This window comes from Acinetobacter indicus, from assembly GCF_009914475.1.
GTDB lineage: Bacteria > Pseudomonadota > Gammaproteobacteria > Pseudomonadales > Moraxellaceae > Acinetobacter > Acinetobacter indicus.
Window position 1 is genome coordinate 606,709 of record NZ_CP045198.1, and the last position, 18,710, is coordinate 625,418.

Consider the following 18,710-nt stretch of genomic DNA (forward strand, 5'->3'; position numbering starts at 1 on the left):
TAAAGTTTTATGCCAATGCATGCTGTTTACTTTAATTGAAAATTATTTAATTTCAATAAAGTAATGAAACTCGTTGGCAGAAATTTGTGTCAATTCACAGCCGTACTGGTGAATCTGACAATAGCGGCTGACATCTTGCAGACTATGCGGGTCAGAGGACTTGAGCAGAAAGTGTCCGGCGCCGGTTTTTTTTAAAGCGCGTTTTAGCATCAGTAAGGGCATGGGGCAGGGTTGTCCCATCGCATCAATGATGATCATTTCATCGACAGAGTTGTCCATAATCTGCTTCAATCGGGTCTTTAAAAAAAGGACTCAAAATATTAGCAAATTTGGTGCCAAATCTAAAGTTTATTTGCGGTTTTTATCAAAATATAACATTGAAAAATCTTGAATTAACTCTGTCGAAACAAGCATGAATTCTGAATAAGATAAATCAAAAAAAATCTATTATTTGTCATAAACCCGTGTTAAGCTCGATGCGTATTTAGGATTTGAGATAGGCAGTTGTTGTTTGTCGCCCTATTACAAATTGGATGTAACCGGGATTTTGTTAATAGTTATACAGAATGATTACAAGCTTAGAAATAAAAATATTTTTAAACTTTGTTTACTCTGCTGTTTGCAACACCGGGTGGTCCTTCTTTTTAATCAATGAGGATTAACTTATGACAGCTCGTGAACAAGGCGTAGTTAAATGGTTCAACGACACTAAAGGTTTTGGCTTTATTCAACGTAACGGCGGCGACGATGTATTCGTTCACTTCCGTGCGATTCAAGGCGAAGGCCACCGTTCACTTCGTGACGGTCAACGTGTTGAGTTCAGCGTAGTTAAAGGTCAAAAAGGCTTCCAAGCGGAAGAAGTACAACCTTTAGACTAATCGTTGGATTAATCTGAAAAACGCTCCATCTATTGGGGCGTTTTTTGTTTATAATATGATACGTTTTTGTGATTAATAAGTTAGAGCACATTTTTATGTCATCTGGTTTTGAAACCTTAAATTTACATCCGAAACTGAGACAAGCTATTGCGGCCTTAGGTTTTAAGGAAATGACGCCCATTCAGCAAAAGGTTTTAAAATTTACTTTGGCTGGACATGATGCCATTGGTCGCGCCCAGACCGGTACCGGCAAAACCGCTGCCTTCCTCATTAGCGTCATCAATGACTTATTGAATAATCCGGTGAAAGAGCAGCGTTTCCGTGGTGAGCCGCGTGCCCTGATTCTGGCACCGACGCGTGAACTGGCCTTACAGATTGAAAGTGATGCCAAAGAGCTGGTGAAGTTTACCGACCTACATGTAGTGACCTTGTTGGGCGGTGTCGATTTTGACAAGCAAAAAGCGCAGCTGGATAAAAACTTTGTCGACATTATGGTCGCGACCCCGGGTCGTCTGATTGACTTTGTCGAGCAAAAAGAAGTCTGGCTGGATCAGCTGGAATTTCTGGTGATTGATGAAGCCGACCGTTTACTGGATATGGGCTTTATTCCATCGGTAAAACGGATTGTGCGTTTTTCACCGCGTAAAGAGCAGCGCCAGACTTTAATGTTCTCAGCCACTTTTAGCTATGATGTGCTGAATCTGGCCCAGCAATGGTTATTTGAACCGGTGACTGTCGAAATTGAACCGGAAAAGAAAACCAATGCCGATGTCGAGCAGCGCGTATATATGGTGTCGAATTCAGACAAATATAAACTGCTGCAAGATATTTTGCGCGACGAGCCGATTGAAAAAGTCATGATCTTTGCCAACCGCCGCGATCAGGTGCGCCGTCTGTATGACCATCTGAAACGTGATGGCTATAAAGTGGTGATGCTATCTGGTGAAATTGCCCAGGATAAACGCCTGAAAATGCTGGACCAGTTTAAAAATGGCAAACACAACATCATGATTGCCACCGATGTCGCCGGACGCGGCATTCACGTCGATGGCGTGTCGCATGTGGTGAACTTTACCTTGCCAGAACAATCAGATGACTACGTGCACCGTATTGGCCGTACTGGTCGTGCTGGTACGCGTGGGGTCAGTATTAGTTTCCTGGCCGAAGATGATGCTTTCTATTTGCCAGAAATTGAAAAAGCCATCGGACAAAAACTGCCATTAACCCGTTTAGATGGTTATTGCTAGACTTTACTATGTCGTGTTGTTGCTGAGGCAGCTACCCGCATCAAAATGAAAAAATGGATCAGCTCCAAAGGACCTGATCCATTTTTTATTGCATCTTTTGATTACGTTCAGATTAGTTGGCCTGACAGCGGAAGGTGAGTACGGTCTGATAATCATCATCCTGTGCCAGCTGGGCATTACGACCCGAGATGGTGCCGAGCACAGTCGCGGCAGCCTGAATCATCTGTCCGGTCTGTTCATCGACCACGCCTTTTAAAGCGCCGTTATAAGTGGTCTGTTCATCGACCACCACCGGTGTAGCGCGGCTACCACAGGTTTTGTTGGCCGCACTAATCGCATTGTTTTTGGAGATGATATTGCTTTTACCTAAACCGGTGACTTCGTACTGATTATTTTCTTTCTGAATTGCCAGCGAAGAGGTCGGGTTTGAAGCACAGGCGGTCAAAAATAGCGCAGCGGTGGCTGCAGCACTTAAACCAATCAGCTTGTTCATGTGTGGTCCCCATATTTTATTTGTTGAATCAGTCATCTATCTAAACATATCTGCACTTTTAGAGTTTGTAGAAGCTGTAAAGAAATGCAGTTTTATATAGTGGCTCTGTGACAGACAAGCCGGCCATTAAAACTCAGGATTTATACAAATAACCCAACGCAAATAGAGTAAATTCTGTGGTTTATGCTAATCTTGAGGCAGATTTTATAGATAGATATAAGCCAATGACGGATACAATGGAAGCTACGGTTCATCAGAATATTCATCAACGTCAGTCGATTGGGCATCTGGTCGAGCCGGCACCGAATGCAGCGCAGCTGGAGCGTGCCTTTCAGGCAGCCTTGACCGCGCCTGATCATCATCGTTTAAAACCGACCCGTTTTGTGGTGATTCCGGCAGAGCGCCGCGAAGCTTTTGGCGAGTTGCTGGTACAGGCTCTGGCCGATTTAGGCCAGACCGATGCGGTGCAGCTGGAACGTGTGAAACATCATCCTTTCCGGGCGCCATTACTGGTGCTGGCACTGACCAAATTCCAGCCGCATCCTAAAGTTCCGGATTTTGAGCAGACCTTAAGTACCGGGGCGGCGGTACAGAATTTCCTGCTGTCTTTACAGGCACAAGGCTTTGCCAGCATGTGGCGCAGTGGTGCTGTAGTGGAATCAAAATTATTGAAAAAAGCTTTGAAATTAAATGAAGATGATTTAATTTCAGGCATCATCTATATTGGAACTGCCGCAAAAGCGATTGCGCCGCGTGCGGACATTCAGACTGACGCCTATGTCAGTTACTGGACGGAATAAGCATCGCATACGGCTGAGGATATAAAAATAATGTCAGAATTGAATTTTGCCAGTCTGGTAGAACCGGTCAATATTGATCAGAAAACCGCATTAAGAATTACCGTCTTGGGTGGGGGCAGTTTTGGTACCGCCATGGCCAATACCGCGGTGCGTAACGGCTGCGATACCATGATCTGGATTCGGGATGAAGCCACCGCTGAAGAAATTAACCGCACTCATATCAATAAACGCTATTTGCCAGATTTTCCTTTAGAGCCGGGCTTAAAAGCAGTGTCGGATCTGGAACTGGCGGTACGCGACCGAGATATTATTCTGGTCGCCATTCCAAGTCATTCTTTTCGTGATGTGCTGAAGCAGATTAAGCCGTTTATCACCTCGCAAGCGGTGGTGTCCCTGACCAAGGGTATTGAGGCCAAAACCTTCTGCTTTATGAGCGATATTATTCGCGCCGAATTGCCGGAAGTGCCGTATGGGGTGCTGTCTGGCCCGAACCTGGCCAAAGAAATTGTAGCCGGGCAGCCTGCCGGAACCGTGATTGCCAGCCAGTCAGAACTGGTACGTTATGCGGTGCAGCAGGCACTCCATAGTGCTTTATTCCGTGTATTCGGTAGTGATGATGTACACGGGGTGGAACTTGGTGGGGCGTTAAAAAATATTTATGCCGTGGCCATGGGCATGGCCGCCGCGTATAACGTCGGTGAAAATACCAAAAGTATGATTTTAACCCGTGCTTTAGCTGAAATGAGCCGTTTTGCGGTCAAGCTGGGCGCCAACCCGCTGACATTCTTAGGTCTGTCAGGTGTCGGTGATTTATTTGCCACCTGTAGCAGTCCATTGAGTCGTAATTATCAGGTGGGGTATGCACTGGGCAAAGGTAAAACCCTGGAACAGGCCACACAGGAACTGGGCCAGACTGCAGAAGGGATTAATACCATTGTGCAGGTCAAAGCACGTTCTGAAGAGCTGGATGTGTATATGCCAATTACCAGCGCCTTGTATGATGTGATTTATGAAGGACAGCCGCCGCTGACGATTGCACTGGCACTCATGAAAAATGGCCATCGTAGTGATGTAGAGTTTGTATTGCCGCATCATGAAGTATAAATTGGTTAAAATATGACAGTTTGATGAACCGAACTGTCATATTTACTGCTTATAATGCGGACAAAATGAAATAAGGAAATGTATATGCAATTGACCCTAGTGCGTCATGGTGAAGCTTCACCACCCGTGCATGGTAATGATATTAAACGTCCCCTGACCGAACGTGGGCATACCCAGGCACAGCAAACGGCAGAGTATTTAAAAGATCTGATCCGTCCGGATGTGTTTGTGGTTAGTCCGCTGTTACGTGCCCAGGAAACGCTGGCGCATATCCAGACCTATTTTAAAGATGTGCCTGTGGTGATTTGCAATACCATTAAACCGGATGATGATGCGACTCAGGCTGTTGAGTGGTTATCGCATTTGCCTTATGAATCAATTGCCGTGGTGTGTCATATGAATGTGGTGGCACATATTGCAGAGCAGTTAACTGGGGAATCTTTCCATCCTTATGCGCTGGCAGAAGCGCGTATTTATGAGCAGGCGGTTATTGCTGCAGGTTTATCGACACAAATAAAAAGTTTTATTCCAGACGCATAACAACACACTTTATTTCATGGCAGTACAATAACAATGTTGCAAATATGGATGCCGGAAGCCAATGGGGTTTGGCAATGGTCAAGCGGGGAGTACTGGGTTCAGGCCAATACCCTGGAAGACCTGATTCAGGCGATACAGCTTCATCAGGGTGAAGAAGCAGTGGTGTATTTCCCGAGCCGGGATATACAGATGCTGCAACAGCAGATGAACAAGGCCCAATACAAGCAGCTGGGGCCAGAGGGGATTAAATTCCTGCTAGAAGAGTTTGTGGTATTGCCAATTGATGCCATGAAAGTGCTGCATCATTTTCAGCAGCCGGACCGCCTGACTTTACTTGGTGTGGCGCAAAGCCATGTCGAAACCTTGCAACATGCTTTGGCGCTATTGCCGGTCAAAGTCACGGCCTTATTGCCAGACTTTTTATTGCTGCCAGTGCCTGAGCCTGAGCATATTGTGCTGGCCAATGTCTGTGGCCGGTTGCTGGTACGTGAAAATGAATATCTGGGCAGCTCGGTCGATGATCTGGCTTTATTTCTGGATTATCAGGCGCCTGAACAGCGTTATCAGATCAGTAATTTTACCGCCGAACAGATGCACAGTATTGAGGCTATCAGCACGCATGAGCAGTTAAGTTCTTTCCATTATGAAGTGCCGGTACTGAAAAAATTCAAACAGCATCCTTTTAATATTTTACCCAAAGCCAAAAGTGAATCGGGCATTTCGGGTTACTGGAAAGCCTGTGCTGCGGTATTTTTGGGGATTCTGGTGGTGCAGTTCAGTTATGATGCCACGCGCTGGTATCAGTATAAAAAAGTCGCGAATCAGACCGCGGTGCAGGCGATTGATCAGTTTAAATACTGGTTTGGGCAAAACTATCCGGTCACCGAGCAAAATATTAAAAGCCAGTTTGAATATCAGTTAAAACAAAGCCAGACTGCCGATACCCAGGCCTTACAGCTGCTCAGTCGGATCGGGCCGGTATTGATGCAGAATCAGATTGTGGCCAGACGGGTCAATTATGATCTGTCCAGTCTGAATATGGAATTACAGGCCAGCTCTGCAGCCAGATTGCAGGCATTGACCCAGCAATTAAACCAGCTGGGCTTTAAAGTCGAGCTGGGTAATATTCAACCGGCCGCCAACGGCGCAATCGGACTGGTGAAAATACAATAATGAAAGCAGTAGAAAAAATTCAGCAGCGTTGGGATCAGTCGCTGGAAAAATTAAATGACTATTTAGATACGCTGAGCTTGCGTGAACGGATCATGGTGATTTTTACCGGTATTTTTGTGCTGGTGGCCGCCGTCGGATCGGCGCTGTGGTATATGCACGGCGCAGCAGATCAGCAGCAAAAACGGCTCAATACCTTAAAAGATCTGGTGGTGTGGATGCAAAGCAACGCCGTGACCATGAAGCCGGCCGGGGATGTACAGCTCAGCAGTCTGGAAAAAGTACAGCGCGTGGCACAGCAGCAGGGTTTGTCGGTGGCATCGCAGCAGTCGGGTGAAAAAATTCAAATTGTAAGCAGTCATGCACAATATTCTGTGCTGGCCAATTTCCTGACCCAGCTGGCACAAATAGGATTAAGCATTGAAAAAATGGAATTAATTTCCGATGCCGGGCAGATTAAATTAACGGCGACAGTGCAATAACCGGTAAAAATAAACAATGGTCAAGCATGGTGTTTTCAACAATCTGGGCCTATAATAGGCCGACTTAAAAAGCCGTAGACTTTTGCCGATATGTTGTATTCTCTTGCCCGCCCTTTGTTGTTTTCTTTGGCACCGGAGCGTGCACATGAGCTCACATTATCTTTATTAAAATCAGGTCATAAAATGGGCCTGATGCGTCAGCAGGTGGCAGCAAAACCAGTCACCTGTATGGGTATTGAATTCCCGAATCCGGTGGGTCTGGCTGCAGGCCTGGACAAAAATGGTGCCTATATTGATGCGCTGGCCGCTTTAGGTTTTGGTTTTATTGAAATTGGTACCATCACCCCGCGTCCGCAAGCCGGTAATCCACATCCGCGTCTGTTCCGTTTACCGCAGGCCAAAGCCATTATTAACCGCATGGGCTTTAATAATGATGGCGTCGATAAGCTGATTGAAAACGTCAAGGCCGCCAAGTTTAAAGGCGTACTGGGGATTAATATTGGTAAAAATGCCGATACTCCGGTAGAAAAAGCGGTTGATGATTATCTGATTTGTTTAGAAAAAGTTTATAATTACGCCTCTTATATTACGGTGAATATCTCATCACCCAACACCAAGAATTTGCGCAGTCTGCAAAGCGGCGATGCCCTGACCGAGCTGTTGCAAACCTTGAAACAGCGTCAGCTGGCGCTGGCCGAAGAGCATCAGCATTATGTACCGTTGGTGCTGAAAGTTGCGCCAGATTTAGAACTGTCCGATATTGAATTTATTGCCCAGCAATTACTGCAATTTAAAATTGATGGTTTAATTGTGACCAATACCACCTTGTCTCGTGAAGGGGTAGAGAATTTGCCACATGGCGATGAAGCCGGTGGTTTATCGGGTGCGCCAGTATTTGAAAAGAGTACCGCGTGTCTGGCAGCCTTTGCCAAAACTTTAGAGGGCAAAATTCCTTTAATTGGTGTTGGTGGTATTCTTTCAGGTGAGCAGGCAGTTGCGAAACGCAATGCCGGTGCAACTTTGGTACAAGTGTATAGCGGTTTGGTCTATACTGGCCCGGAACTTGTGAAAGATTGTGTAGACGCACTTTAAAGTCATGAACGCCATCGATATCTTTATACTGATTATTCTGCTCATTGGAGGGCTTAACGGTTTGCGTCAAGGATTTATTAAAGCCTTTGCGAACTTGGTCGGTTGGATTTTTGCCCTGATTGTGGCGGCAAAATATGCTTCCGTTCTAGCGCCTTCAATGACCGCTCTCAGTGCTGATCCGGTGGTTCAGAAAATTGCGGCCTTTGCTTTTATTGTGTTGGTGATTGTGGTGCTGACCTGGATGGTGAGCGCATTATTAAACCGCATCTTGAAATCGCTGAAACTGGGCCCATTAAATCGTTTAGCCGGTGGTGCGTTTGGTACCCTCAAAGGTCTGCTGATTGTGCTAATTGCCATTCAGGGCATTGGGCCGTGGGTCGAAAGTTCGCCGCACTGGAAACAGTCCAAATTTATTCAAACCCTTTTACCTTATGCGCCTTGGGCCACACAAATGTCCAAAGATGCCGCCAATGAGGCTTTACAGCACATCAAATCAGAAGATGCTCCGAAATCTTCTGGTTCTTCATCTGAACCTGAACGAAAGGGCGCAGATGAGTCAACGAATAATCCTTTTTATTAATCCTAGCTGGTCTGCGAGGTTGCTATGTGTGGAGTAGTTGGTATAGCTGGTAAATCACCTGTTAACCAAATGTTGTTTGATGCATTAACGATGTTACAACATCGGGGACAAGATGCAGCTGGGATTGTCACTTGCCATGAAGGTCGCTTGTTCTTGCGTAAAGACAACGGCATGGTGCGTGATGTATTCCATACCCGTCACATGCGTGCCTTGCTGGGCAACTACGGGATTGGTCATGTGCGTTATCCGACGGCAGGTTCATCTAGCAGTGCAGAAGCGCAGCCGTTTTATGTGAACTCGCCGTACGGTATTACGCTGGCGCATAACGGTAATCTGACCAATGCCGAAGAAATTCATGAAGACCTGTTCAAGACTGATTTACGTCACATGAATACCGATTCAGATTCAGAAGTACTGTTAAACGTTTTTGCCCATGAATTACAAAAACGCGGCAAGCTGGAGCCGGCAGCAGAAGATATCTTCCATGCGGTAACGCGTGTGCATGAGCGTTGTAAAGGGGCTTATGGCGTGGTGGCCATGGTGACCGGTCAAGGGATTGTGGGCTTCCGTGACCCGCATGGGATTCGTCCGTTAATTTACGGTTCGCGTGAAACCGATGAAGGCATGGAATACATCATTGCCTCTGAATCGGTGGCAATTACGGCACTGGGCTTTAAAGTCGAGCGTGACCTGGCACCAGGTGAAGCCATCTTCATTGACTCTAACGGCCAGATGTTTACCCAGCAGTGTGCGGCGCAATCTGAATATCATCCATGTATTTTTGAATATGTGTATTTCGCGCGTCCAGATGCGACCATTGATGGTATTTCGGTATACAAAGCCCGTTTAAAAATGGGTGAGAAGCTGGCGCAAAAAATCCTGCGTGAATGGGGTGAGGAACACGATATTGATGTCGTGATTCCAATTCCAGATACTTCGCGTACTTCGGCCTTGGAACTGGCCAACACCTTAGGTGTTAAATTCCGTGAAGGCTTTATGAAAAACCGTTATATCGGTCGTACCTTCATTATGCCAGGTCAGCAGCAGCGTAAAAAATCGGTACGTCAAAAGCTGAACCCGGTTGAGCTGGAATTTAAAGGCAAGAATGTGTTACTGGTAGATGACTCGATTGTGCGTGGTACCACCTGTAACGAAATTATCCAGATGGCACGTGACGCTGGTGCCAAACGCGTATTCTTCGCTTCAGCGGCACCGATGGTGAAATATCCAAACGTGTATGGTATTGATATGCCGGCTAAATCTGAGTTGATCGCCTCTAGCCGTAGCGTCGAAGAAATTCGTGAAATTATTGGTGCTGACCGTCTGATTTTCCAGGATCTGGAAGATTTGAAAGCTGCAGTACGTACCCATAAAGTGCCAGAAGTGAATGATTTCGATTGCTCGGTGTTTGATGGGGTTTATGTCGCAGGCGGTATTGATGAAGCCTATCTGGATAATCTTCAGCAAAAACGCAGCGATACAGCTAAAAAGAAAAAAGACAATTATATTGATGTGAATATTGATGCTGCATCGGTAGATTTGACCGGTTTGAAAGAAGAATAATTCTTGTAAAACTGGCAGGAAAAGCGGGAAATTCCCGCTTTTTTCATTTATGATGTCGCCTAAAGACAATGTAATTTAAGGAAATTTACATTGAAAGATGTAGGTTACTACTTTATTAAAAACAAGAATATGATGTGGTCTGCAAGCCTGTGTCTGCTTGCGGTCATCCTGACCATTTTTATTTTAAATACTGTACTGGGTTTGCTGGTGCATTATATTGATGCTTCGCAGTCCATTTACTGGCATAGCTTAAGTCCTTATCTGGTCGCGGTGCTGCTGTCTTTAATGGGTATTTCCATTGCCATTGAATTATATATTTTCCGTTCTGGCGGCCACTCACTGGCCAAGCAGCTGTGTGCGCGTCGTTTAAGCCTGATTGAAAGCACGCCGGAAGAAAGTGTTGCCTTAAAAATTACCGAGCAGCTGGCCGATACCTTTGCGATTGATACCCCGGCGCTGTATGTCCTGCCGGATGAAGTCGGGGTAAATGCACTGACCGCCGGTTTTTATCCACGCGATATTGCGATTATTCTGACCTGGGGCGCCTTGCAAAACCTGGATGAACAGGAACTGTATGGCTTACTCAGTCATGAGTTTCATCAAATTTTAAGTGGTGAAACTGCGGAAAATACCAAGCTGAAAATTCTCTACAGCAGCCTGACTACGTTTAGCCAGTGGGGCAGTAAAGTGGCCAAACTCGGCTTTGGCAAGCAGTATTACAACACCGCTTATGCACCTGCCACGCCTTTTGTTGCACTGGGCGGCATGATCTGGCTGATTGGCAGCTTAGGCATGCTGATTACCCGTTTTATTAAATATTTAAACCTGAGCGGGCGTACCTTTAAAAACGACCTGAAAACCAAACGTTTAATCCAGAACAATGCCAATATTCAAACCCTGCTCAGGATTTATGTGCATCATGCCGGTTCGCAAATTCACAGTGAATATTCGGAATCGATTGCGCATATGTGTTTTGCCAACTCGCTGAGTCCGCAAAGCTGGTTGAATATCCATCCGAGTATTGATGCGCGGATTTATGAGTTAAATCCGGCACTGGTACAGGACCTGCAACTGGAAAACCTGAAAAAGCTGCGCAGCCAGCCCTGGTTTGGTCTGTTTCGTTCACTGGAAGAGGTCAATGGTGAATATTATGCGCCGTGGAGTTCGCCGCAACCTTTGCCTTTATTGCGATTATCCCCGATTAGCTTTGCCATTAAAGATGCAATCAAGCCGCTGAAACCGGAAATCCGCCGTAATATGCCGCGTCCGGAACTGATCCAGCGTGCCTTGCAGACGGCCACTGGTTCGCGTGAGGTGATGATGGCAATTTTAATGATTCGCCAATACCGCGAATTTATTCCGCCTGAAGTAGAAGTCAGCCGTGCCATTGTCGATGCCTTGTTAAATCTGGATGGTCGGGTGCATATCTCCATTTTTCTGGAAGCCTGCCAGAATATTGGCGGTATGCCGGCCAGTATCGCGCGGCAGTTTTTGACCAAGCTGGCCAAAATTATTCAGGAAGATGGGGAAATTGGACTGCTGGATGCCTTGCTGCTGGAGCGGGTCAAATCCGAGTTGAACCTGCTGCCGCTACATACCCCGACGGCGCTGGATGAAGTTAAACCGCAAATTGTACGTTTAATTGATGCCTTGCTGCATGTGCAGCAAATCAATAGCGGCAACCAGCTGGAAGTGCGGGAAAAAATTTTACAGCGCGTACTGACACCGTATGAAATGTCGCTGTATGAAGAAATTTCCGATGAGCCAATTGATCTGGCAGAAATTCTGAATGATATGGCCGGGCTGTTGTTGCGTGACCGTTTAAGTATTCTGGGTATTGCTGAAGCCTGTTTGTGGAATGACCGGATTATCACTCAGGATGAGCTGGATGTACTGGAGCTGCTGTACTGGCGTTTAGGCTTTGCCACCGAAGAAATGGTTGAGCGTATGCAGAAGAAAAACAGTTTAATGATTATCTAAGGACTCTATTTCTGAGTGCGGTAGGCGGATCGAGTCATCCTCATTGAGCAGCTTTGATATGACTGGATGCAGAAAGCACAGCAAAACCGGACTAATCCGGCTAGAATAGCCCTATGGACATAAGTGACGATAGCAGATGATTGGGCATCAACGTGAGATTTTGGCAAGTTTGGGAATTGATATATGGATTCCCCGGGACGTTGCATCTCAAAATTTGCCCACATCTTCCTTATGGCGAGATCAGGCCCCGGCAGAACTGCTGACTGAAATTGTCATGCCGGCAGCTGTCGCGGCGACAGTACCTCAAGATATTGCCTTACAACTCAGACAGCCTGTTGCGGAACCACAAGTCTCTCCGCAAGAGAATCCAGTCGAAAGCCCGGCAGAACCTGTCACGCCTGCGGCTCTGGTTGAAGTGCAGCCTGCCTTACAGATTGATGCATTTCATCTACAAGCCATTGTTAAAGAACAATATACGATTGTGCTGGATGCCACCCACATCAATGAGTCGCAGCAACAGTTATGGCGCAATATCCAGCGTGCGGCACAGGCAGAATTTTTTGAGCTGAATTGGCCTTTTGCTTTGCCTGAGCTGCAAGATGGTCGAGCGGTTTCGGTATATGTACAAGGTTTTCTGGATGCGATTGCACTGGAGAAAAAGATCATTGTGTTGGGTCAATTGCCTCATGTACAGTTAACGCAAGCTACAGCATTGCCCGCTTTGGCCGAGATGCTAGAACAGCCGCTATTGAAAAAACAGCTATGGCAGGCTATGCAAGATAAAAAACACATGACGGATCAGGAATGAAACAAAAAGTTATCGCATTTAGTCAGGTTGATCAGGACGTTTTAAGCCAGCTGAAACAGCAGTATGACGTGGTAGAAATTAGCCCGAAACTGGGTGATGTTAATGAGCAGATTCGTACTCATGTCCAAGATGCTGATGGCATGATTGGTGCGGGGCGTTTGCTCAATGCCTCTAACCTGACGGGTGCGCACCGTCTTAAAGTGGTTTCCAGTATCAGTGTCGGTTATGACAATTATGATGTGGACTATCTGACTGAGCAAAAGATTTATCTGTGTCATACACCGCATGTATTAACCGAAACCACTGCCGATTTGGCTTTTAGTCTGTTAATGGGAGCTTCGCGTCAGCTGGCCTATCTGGATCGCTGGACCAAACAGGGTGAATGGAAACGTACCGTTGGCCCGGCCCAGTTCGGTCAGGATATTCATGGTAAAACTTTAGGGATTATTGGTTTGGGTAATATTGGTGCCGCCATTGCCCGTCGTGGGCGTTATGGCTTTAACATGAATATTCTGTACCATAACCGCCGTGAAAATCTGGCGCAGGCGCAGCCCTTAAATGCGCAATATCACAGTCTGGATGAGCTGCTACAACAGTCGGACTTTGTGGTGGTCGCGGTGGATTTAAACGCCGACTCGACCGCTTTAATTGGTGCGCGTGAATTTGAGCTGATGCAAAAACATGCGGTATTTGTGAATATTGCCCGTGGTTCCGTGGTCAATGAACAGGCTTTAATTGACGCGCTGAAACAACAGAAAATTTTTGCGGCCGGTCTGGATGTCTATGAAAAAGAACCGCTGCAAAGTTCGGAGCTCTTTGGTCTGGACAATGTGCTGACCTTGCCGCATATTGGCTCAGCGACCGCAGAAACCCGTAAAAAAATGGCCTGGCTGGCCTATAAAAATCTGGTGGATGTGCTGGAAGGCCGGCAGCCGGGCTACGCGGTCAATGGCGGATTTGCGTAAAACTTCCTAACACTTCGTTGCATATTTCTTCGATATTGAATGCTATATTCAAGACACGAGCAGATAATTTGAGAACGGCAATTTGAAACGGTTGTTTTTAGCAGGTAGTTTAGGCCTGCTTACAGCATTCACTTCGACACATGGGGCAAACTTCACCACTTCACCACAATTTAATGTGCCAGAAATTGGCGCAGGGGTGGGGCTGATCGATCAGCAAAAAGAACGCATGATTGGTGAAAAAGTCTATCGTGAAGTGCAGCGTCAAATGCCGGTGGCGCAAAATCCGTGGCTGGAAGACCAGCTGTTCTCGGTCTTCTCGCATCTGCTCAGCCAGACCCAAATGGGCCAGCCCATTGGTCTGCTCATTATTAATGATCCGCAAATTAATGCCTTTGCCGTGCCAGGCGGTCTATTTGCCTTAAATACCGGTCTGGTGACTTCTGCGCGTAATATGGATGAAGTGGCCGGGGTGATGGCGCATGAAATTGCCCACGTGACCCAGCGTCATTATAGCCGTTCACAGGAAGCTTTTAAGGGACAGGGTCTGCTGGCACTAGCAGGTGTGCTGGTGGGTGCATTGGTGGCATCCCAGGCCGATGGTGATGCCGGTGCTGCCGTGATGATGGGCTCGCAGGCCGCATTAATGGATAAGCAGCTGACCTATAGCCGTAATCAGGAACGTGAAGCCGACCGGATTGGCATGCAATATATGTATACTGCCGGTTATAACCCGCAAAGCATGGCTGATTTTTTTGAGGTAATGCATCGTGCCACCAGCCGGGTCAGTTTCCTGCCAGATTTCTGGTTTACCCATCCGCTGACCACAGAACGGATGAGTGAAGCACGTTTGCGTGCCAATCAGTTGCCACGAGTGAAATCATCATTACGTGATGAAGAATTTGATATTTTAAAACAGTACACCTTGGTGGTATCCAATCAGGCGACAGAGCAGCAATTACAGGTCTTGGCCAGCCGCAATAACTTTGCTGCACAGCTGGCTTTAGCGGCTTTTTATACCCGGCAGGGAGATTATGCCTTGGCACAGCAAACCCTGGATCAGGCCAAAAATCATCGCCGTTTACATCATCTTATTAGTTTAATTCAAACTGACATCTATTTAGGGCAGAATAAGCTGAGTGAGGCTTATAAAGTGATCAGTTCACCTGCGCGGATTATGCCGGAGAATCGGGCCTTGAATTACAAGCTGGCTGAAGTGCTGATCCGGCAGAATCAGCCGGCTGAAGCACAGGCACTGGTGCAAAAGTTCCTGAACCGGAATGAGCGTGATTTAAGTGCCTGGCGTTTGATGCAGCAGGCCGCCAATATTGATCGTAGTTCGCCATTACGCACGGTGAATGTATTGCGTTATCGTGCAGAACTGCAATACTGGTCTGGATGGGAGGAAGAAGCGATTAAATCCTTGCTGCATGCCCAGCGTCTGGCCAAGGATAATCAGGCCATGACTGCCAAACTGAAAACACGTACCACAGAAATGCAGCGGGAACGACAGCTCAAAATTTAACAGCATGAAAAATCATAATAACAATAAGGAGAATAATGATGTTACAGGGACAATGTTTATGCGGGCTGGTGTATTACCATTATCAGGCCGAGCTGGAAAAGACCATTTTATGTTTTTGCCAGCATTGCCAGCGTGCACAGGGGACCATGCTGGGCTGGAATAGCCCGATTGATCAAGCCAAATTTAAAATTGTACGCGGCCAGCAATATTTAAAAGAATATTTTCACAGTCCGAATAAGGCGCGGGTGTTTTGTCAGGAATGTGGCAGCCCGATTTATTCTTACCGTTTAGATTTACCGGGGGTTCTGCGTTTGCGTTTGGGAACGGTGACTGAAGGCTATGTGCCGGCACCCATCGAGCAGGCTTTTGCACATCGAAAACCGCAGTTTTTGCAAGTCAGTCTGCTGGAAACCTCTGTAAGGCATGGGGTTTAAAATGCTAGAATTTCGGCTCCTGGCTAAATAATGATTTTAAATAACGCGATGAAAAAATTATGGATGGGCGTATTGCTCTGGGGGAGTCTGTCTGTGGTCCAGGCAGCAAGTGTGGAGCAGTATGTACTGGCGGTTGAGCAGATTAACCAGAGTTATAAGCAGCAGACCCGGCAGTTTTTAAAGGGCTTGAATCCGCAGCAATCGGGTTTTAGTCCGGCGCAGCAACAGCAGTTTTGTGGCATTGTGCAGAATTATATTGATCAGCTGTATAGCGCTGCAGATGAAAACCGTGCCTATCTGGATCCGCAATATCGCAACATGACCAAGCAGGATGTGGCCCAGCAGGTGTATTCATCTAAAGAAATGCAGATGCTGAAAAAATATCAGGTCAATTGTGCACACTGATAGAAGTGACTCAAGAACTGCTTAAAACTTTAGGCAGTTTTTTTATTTTCGGGAAAATAAACTAATACAGCTGTTGATGCTGTTCGGGGAGGAAGTGAGGCGTATGCCTGACTTGAATTAGCTTAATTTGGCTTTAATTTTGGCAGATACTTGTGCAGGATCGGCGCGCCCGGCTATGAGCGGACGCAGAGAATTCATCACCTTACCCATATCTTTCATGCTAGTAGCTTCTTGCGCTGCAATCGTTTGCGCAATGATGGAATCAAGTTCTTCCTCAGTCATAGCTTCTGGTAGAAACTGAGATAACACCTCAATTTCGGCTTGTTCCTTACTAGCTAAATCTTCTCGGCCAGCACCTTCAAAGGCTTTAACCGATTCTTTACGTTGTTTAATTTGCTTTTCAATGACCGCAAGAACCTGAGCATCGTCAAGCTCTTTGCGCTCATCGACTTCGATTTGCTTAATTGCCGCCTGTAGACTACGAATGACCGTTAACTTGTCCATTTCTTTAGCGCGCATTGTCGCTTTCAAAACGTCAGTAATCTGGCTTTTTAAAGTAGTCATGTTTTAATCCAGGCAGTCAATCACAAATTAATCTTAGTAAAGGCGAGTAGTACGTACTGATTCACGCGCCAATTTCTTTTGGTAGCGTTTAACAGCAGCAGCTTTTTTGCGCTTACGTTCTTGAGTTGGTTTTTCGTAGAATTCACGCTTACGTACGTCAGCTAAAACACCTGCTTTTTCGCAAGAACGTTTGAAACGACGGATAGCTACGTCTACTGGTTCGCCTTCTTTCAATTTAACTTGTGGCATGAAGAATCCTCATTAAGTTATGGATAAGATCTGGGGCCGAATTGCCCTCGATCACAAGTGAAGGTCAGTATTTTACTCATTTACATCTCATATCACAAGTCTATAATAGTTCCCGCAATAAATTTGATACAGGTTATAGGCAGTTTAATGATCGTTTTAGGCTTAGAAACATCGTGTGATGAAACAGGACTCGCGCTGTACGACAGTGAGTTGGGTTTACGCGGACAGGTGCTGTATAGCCAGATCAAACTGCATGCCGAATATGGCGGCGTGGTGCCAGAACTGGCCTCACGGGACCATGTGCGTAAACTGATTCCATTAATGAACGAACTGCTTGAGCAAAGCGGTGTGAAAAAATCGGATATTGATGCCGTGGCCTATACCCGCGGTCCGGGCCTGATGGGCGCCTTGATGACCGGGGCTCTATTTGGCCGTACCTTGGCATTTGCCTTAAATAAACCTGCGATTGGCGTGCATCATATGGAAGGGCATATGCTGGCACCGTTATTGTCTGCAACGCCGCCTGAATTTCCATTTGTTGCACTTCTGGTTTCAGGGGGGCATTCACAGCTGATGGCCGCGTATGGCATTGGTCAGTATGAACTGCTGGGTGAGTCAATTGACGATGCCGCCGGTGAAGCTTTTGATAAAGTGGCCAAGATGATGGGCTTGCCGTATCCGGGTGGACCGAATATTGCCAAACTGGCCGAGCAGGGTGATCCGAATGCTTTTGCTTTCCCGCGTCCGATGTTGCATCAGGATTTAACCTTTTCCTTTAGTGGTTTAAAAACTGCCGTTTCGGTACAGATGAAAAAACTCGGTGATGAAAACCGTGATGCCGATATTGCCGCCAGTTTCCAGGAAGCGATTGTAGATACCTTGGTAAAAAAATCGGTGAAAGCATTAAAGCAGACCGGTTTAAAACGTCTGGTGATTGCCGGTGGTGTCAGTGCCAACAAGCGTTTACGCGAACGTCTGGAAGCAGATTTGGCAAAAATCAAGGCAACGGTTTACTACGCTGAGCCAGCACTGTGTACCGATAACGGTGCGATGATTGCATTTGCAGGTTATCAGCGTTTGAAAGCAGGGCAGCAGGATGGCTTGGCGGTAACCACAACGCCACGTTGGCCGATGACGGAGTTAAAAAATCCTGAAGCGGTTTAAAGATAGATAGGAAAGGGGCGGAAAGCCTCTTTTTTATTGTCTTGGTTTTATTGAGTAGAAATTTTCAACAAATAATAAATTATTTTGACTCTGCCATAGTAAGTGTTTTCTTACAGATACCGTAAAATGGTTTAATCATATAGGAATCCCGCTCTATGATAGGCGGAATTAAGAATAAATTTAATTTTTTATAAAAGTGTACAAATAAAAAATATTTTTTATTTGTCTTATTTTTGATCATTTATGGTTTTAAATAAATAGAATAAAATTAAAATAGGGAGAGTGAGTGTTTTTATTGGTTATCTTCGCTTTTAAGCAAAGATTAGAGTAGTTTAAATGAATATATCTAAATATTTTTTTATTTTAGGTCTTGGTTTGTCTGCTATTGTTAGCTTTGAAACCCAAGCATACAATTATACATCAAAAGGGGTGGGTGCAGACAGAAGTAAAGCATGTAATCAAGCTGATGAGAAAATTCAACGTGGTTCGACTACTTCAGGTTGTATATGTTCAAATATTCAACAAACCTATTGGGTTTGTAAAATAAACTATGATAAGCCTAAGCCAGTTGTATATACTGCACCTCCGATTTATCAAGCACCTGCTCCTACACGACGCTCATATAATTTCAGTGCACCAGGTGTGTTATAAGTAAAAAAGGCACTATGTT

General features: G+C 46.0%; 22 protein-coding genes. 18 read left to right on the plus strand and 4 right to left on the minus strand.

All coding sequences use genetic code 11. The annotated features are described in order from the left end of the window. Window positions 1-42: 42 nt before the first annotated feature. A complete protein-coding gene (locus GA693_RS03360) occupies window positions 43-279 on the minus strand; it encodes a sulfurtransferase TusA family protein (protein ID WP_160241435.1) in 237 nt (78 codons plus the stop codon). Between the two features lie 386 nt (window positions 280-665). Here GA693_RS03360 and GA693_RS03365 point away from each other — a divergent pair, with 386 nt between their 5' ends. Together GA693_RS03365 and rhlB are read left to right on the plus strand one after the other, a co-directional pair. Then, window positions 666-878, plus strand: a complete 213-nt coding sequence (locus tag GA693_RS03365; RefSeq protein WP_005177104.1) for a cold-shock protein — start codon at window positions 666-668, stop codon at window positions 876-878. 95 nt (window positions 879-973) lie between these two features. After that, complete coding sequence (gene rhlB / locus GA693_RS03370) at window positions 974-2,125, plus strand: ATP-dependent RNA helicase RhlB (RefSeq protein WP_005177106.1); 1,152 nt, start codon at window positions 974-976, stop codon at window positions 2,123-2,125. Between the two features lie 112 nt (window positions 2,126-2,237). Here rhlB and GA693_RS03375 read toward each other — a convergent pair whose 3' ends face one another. Continuing rightward, window positions 2,238-2,618 (minus strand): hypothetical protein, encoded by a 381-nt coding sequence (locus tag GA693_RS03375; RefSeq protein ID WP_005177108.1) that lies wholly within the window; start codon window positions 2,616-2,618, stop codon window positions 2,238-2,240. A 224-nt stretch (window positions 2,619-2,842) separates the two neighbouring features. Here GA693_RS03375 and GA693_RS03380 point away from each other — a divergent pair, with 224 nt between their 5' ends. The 14 genes from GA693_RS03380 (at window position 2,843) to GA693_RS03445 (ending at window position 16,063) form a co-directional block, all read left to right on the plus strand. Further along, the gene (locus GA693_RS03380) at window positions 2,843-3,418 is read left to right on the plus strand and encodes a nitroreductase family protein (RefSeq protein ID WP_034597478.1); all 576 of its coding nucleotides are present in this window, start codon (window positions 2,843-2,845) and stop codon (window positions 3,416-3,418) included. A 30-nt stretch (window positions 3,419-3,448) separates the two neighbouring features. Then, entirely contained in the window at window positions 3,449-4,522 is a 1,074-nt protein-coding gene (locus GA693_RS03385; RefSeq protein ID WP_016658361.1) for an NAD(P)H-dependent glycerol-3-phosphate dehydrogenase, read from the plus strand. Window positions 4,523-4,606: 84 nt separating this feature from the next. Then, entirely contained in the window at window positions 4,607-5,062 is a 456-nt protein-coding gene (locus GA693_RS03390) for a SixA phosphatase family protein (RefSeq protein ID WP_005177115.1), read from the plus strand. A gap of 33 nt (window positions 5,063-5,095) precedes the next feature. Continuing rightward, complete coding sequence (gspL, locus tag GA693_RS03395; protein ID WP_160241434.1) at window positions 5,096-6,235, plus strand: type II secretion system protein GspL; 1,140 nt, start codon at window positions 5,096-5,098, stop codon at window positions 6,233-6,235. Then, entirely contained in the window at window positions 6,235-6,714 is a 480-nt protein-coding gene (gene gspM, locus GA693_RS03400; RefSeq protein ID WP_104488776.1) for a type II secretion system protein GspM, read from the plus strand. Before gspL ends, gspM begins: the two co-directional genes overlap by 1 nt. Before the next feature lie 90 nt (window positions 6,715-6,804). Beyond that, window positions 6,805-7,806 carry a quinone-dependent dihydroorotate dehydrogenase gene (locus GA693_RS03405; RefSeq protein ID WP_160241433.1) on the plus strand — a complete coding sequence of 334 codons (1,002 nt, stop codon included), beginning with the start codon at window positions 6,805-6,807 and terminating at the stop codon, window positions 7,804-7,806. A gap of 4 nt (window positions 7,807-7,810) precedes the next feature. Further along, window positions 7,811-8,386 (plus strand): CvpA family protein, encoded by a 576-nt coding sequence (locus GA693_RS03410; RefSeq protein WP_016658356.1) that lies wholly within the window; start codon window positions 7,811-7,813, stop codon window positions 8,384-8,386. A gap of 24 nt (window positions 8,387-8,410) precedes the next feature. Next, window positions 8,411-9,949, plus strand: a complete 1,539-nt coding sequence (gene purF, locus GA693_RS03415) for an amidophosphoribosyltransferase (RefSeq protein ID WP_005177128.1) — start codon at window positions 8,411-8,413, stop codon at window positions 9,947-9,949. Between the two features lie 90 nt (window positions 9,950-10,039). Beyond that, window positions 10,040-11,929, plus strand: coding sequence for a M48 family metallopeptidase (locus GA693_RS03420; RefSeq protein ID WP_104505564.1), 1,890 nt, complete (start codon window positions 10,040-10,042; stop codon window positions 11,927-11,929). A 136-nt stretch (window positions 11,930-12,065) separates the two neighbouring features. Beyond that, on the plus strand, window positions 12,066-12,737 hold the full coding sequence (locus GA693_RS03425; RefSeq protein WP_160241432.1) for a hypothetical protein: 672 nt from the start codon (window positions 12,066-12,068) through the stop codon (window positions 12,735-12,737). Beyond that, a complete protein-coding gene (locus GA693_RS03430; protein ID WP_160241431.1) occupies window positions 12,734-13,702 on the plus strand; it encodes a 2-hydroxyacid dehydrogenase in 969 nt (322 codons plus the stop codon). The genes GA693_RS03425 and GA693_RS03430 overlap by 4 nt, the downstream gene beginning before the upstream one ends. A gap of 82 nt (window positions 13,703-13,784) precedes the next feature. Further along, complete coding sequence (locus tag GA693_RS03435) at window positions 13,785-15,224, plus strand: M48 family metalloprotease (protein ID WP_005177138.1); 1,440 nt, start codon at window positions 13,785-13,787, stop codon at window positions 15,222-15,224. Between the two features lie 38 nt (window positions 15,225-15,262). Continuing rightward, the gene (locus GA693_RS03440; RefSeq protein WP_160241430.1) at window positions 15,263-15,658 is read left to right on the plus strand and encodes a GFA family protein; all 396 of its coding nucleotides are present in this window, start codon (window positions 15,263-15,265) and stop codon (window positions 15,656-15,658) included. Between the two features lie 48 nt (window positions 15,659-15,706). After that, on the plus strand, window positions 15,707-16,063 hold the full coding sequence (locus GA693_RS03445) for a hypothetical protein (RefSeq protein ID WP_171502426.1): 357 nt from the start codon (window positions 15,707-15,709) through the stop codon (window positions 16,061-16,063). A gap of 117 nt (window positions 16,064-16,180) precedes the next feature. Here GA693_RS03445 and GA693_RS03450 read toward each other — a convergent pair whose 3' ends face one another. Together GA693_RS03450 and rpsU are read right to left on the minus strand one after the other, a co-directional pair. Continuing rightward, window positions 16,181-16,627, minus strand: coding sequence for a GatB/YqeY domain-containing protein (locus GA693_RS03450; protein ID WP_005177146.1), 447 nt, complete (start codon window positions 16,625-16,627; stop codon window positions 16,181-16,183). A gap of 33 nt (window positions 16,628-16,660) precedes the next feature. Further along, window positions 16,661-16,876, minus strand: a complete 216-nt coding sequence (gene rpsU, locus GA693_RS03455; RefSeq protein ID WP_001136722.1) for a 30S ribosomal protein S21 — start codon at window positions 16,874-16,876, stop codon at window positions 16,661-16,663. Window positions 16,877-17,023: 147 nt separating this feature from the next. Here rpsU and tsaD point away from each other — a divergent pair, with 147 nt between their 5' ends. Next, the gene (tsaD, locus tag GA693_RS03460) at window positions 17,024-18,040 is read left to right on the plus strand and encodes a tRNA (adenosine(37)-N6)-threonylcarbamoyltransferase complex transferase subunit TsaD (RefSeq protein ID WP_160241428.1); all 1,017 of its coding nucleotides are present in this window, start codon (window positions 17,024-17,026) and stop codon (window positions 18,038-18,040) included. 336 nt (window positions 18,041-18,376) lie between these two features. After that, window positions 18,377-18,691 carry a hypothetical protein gene (locus GA693_RS03465; RefSeq protein WP_141667071.1) on the plus strand — a complete coding sequence of 105 codons (315 nt, stop codon included), beginning with the start codon at window positions 18,377-18,379 and terminating at the stop codon, window positions 18,689-18,691. The last annotated feature ends 19 nt before the right edge of the window (window positions 18,692-18,710 follow it).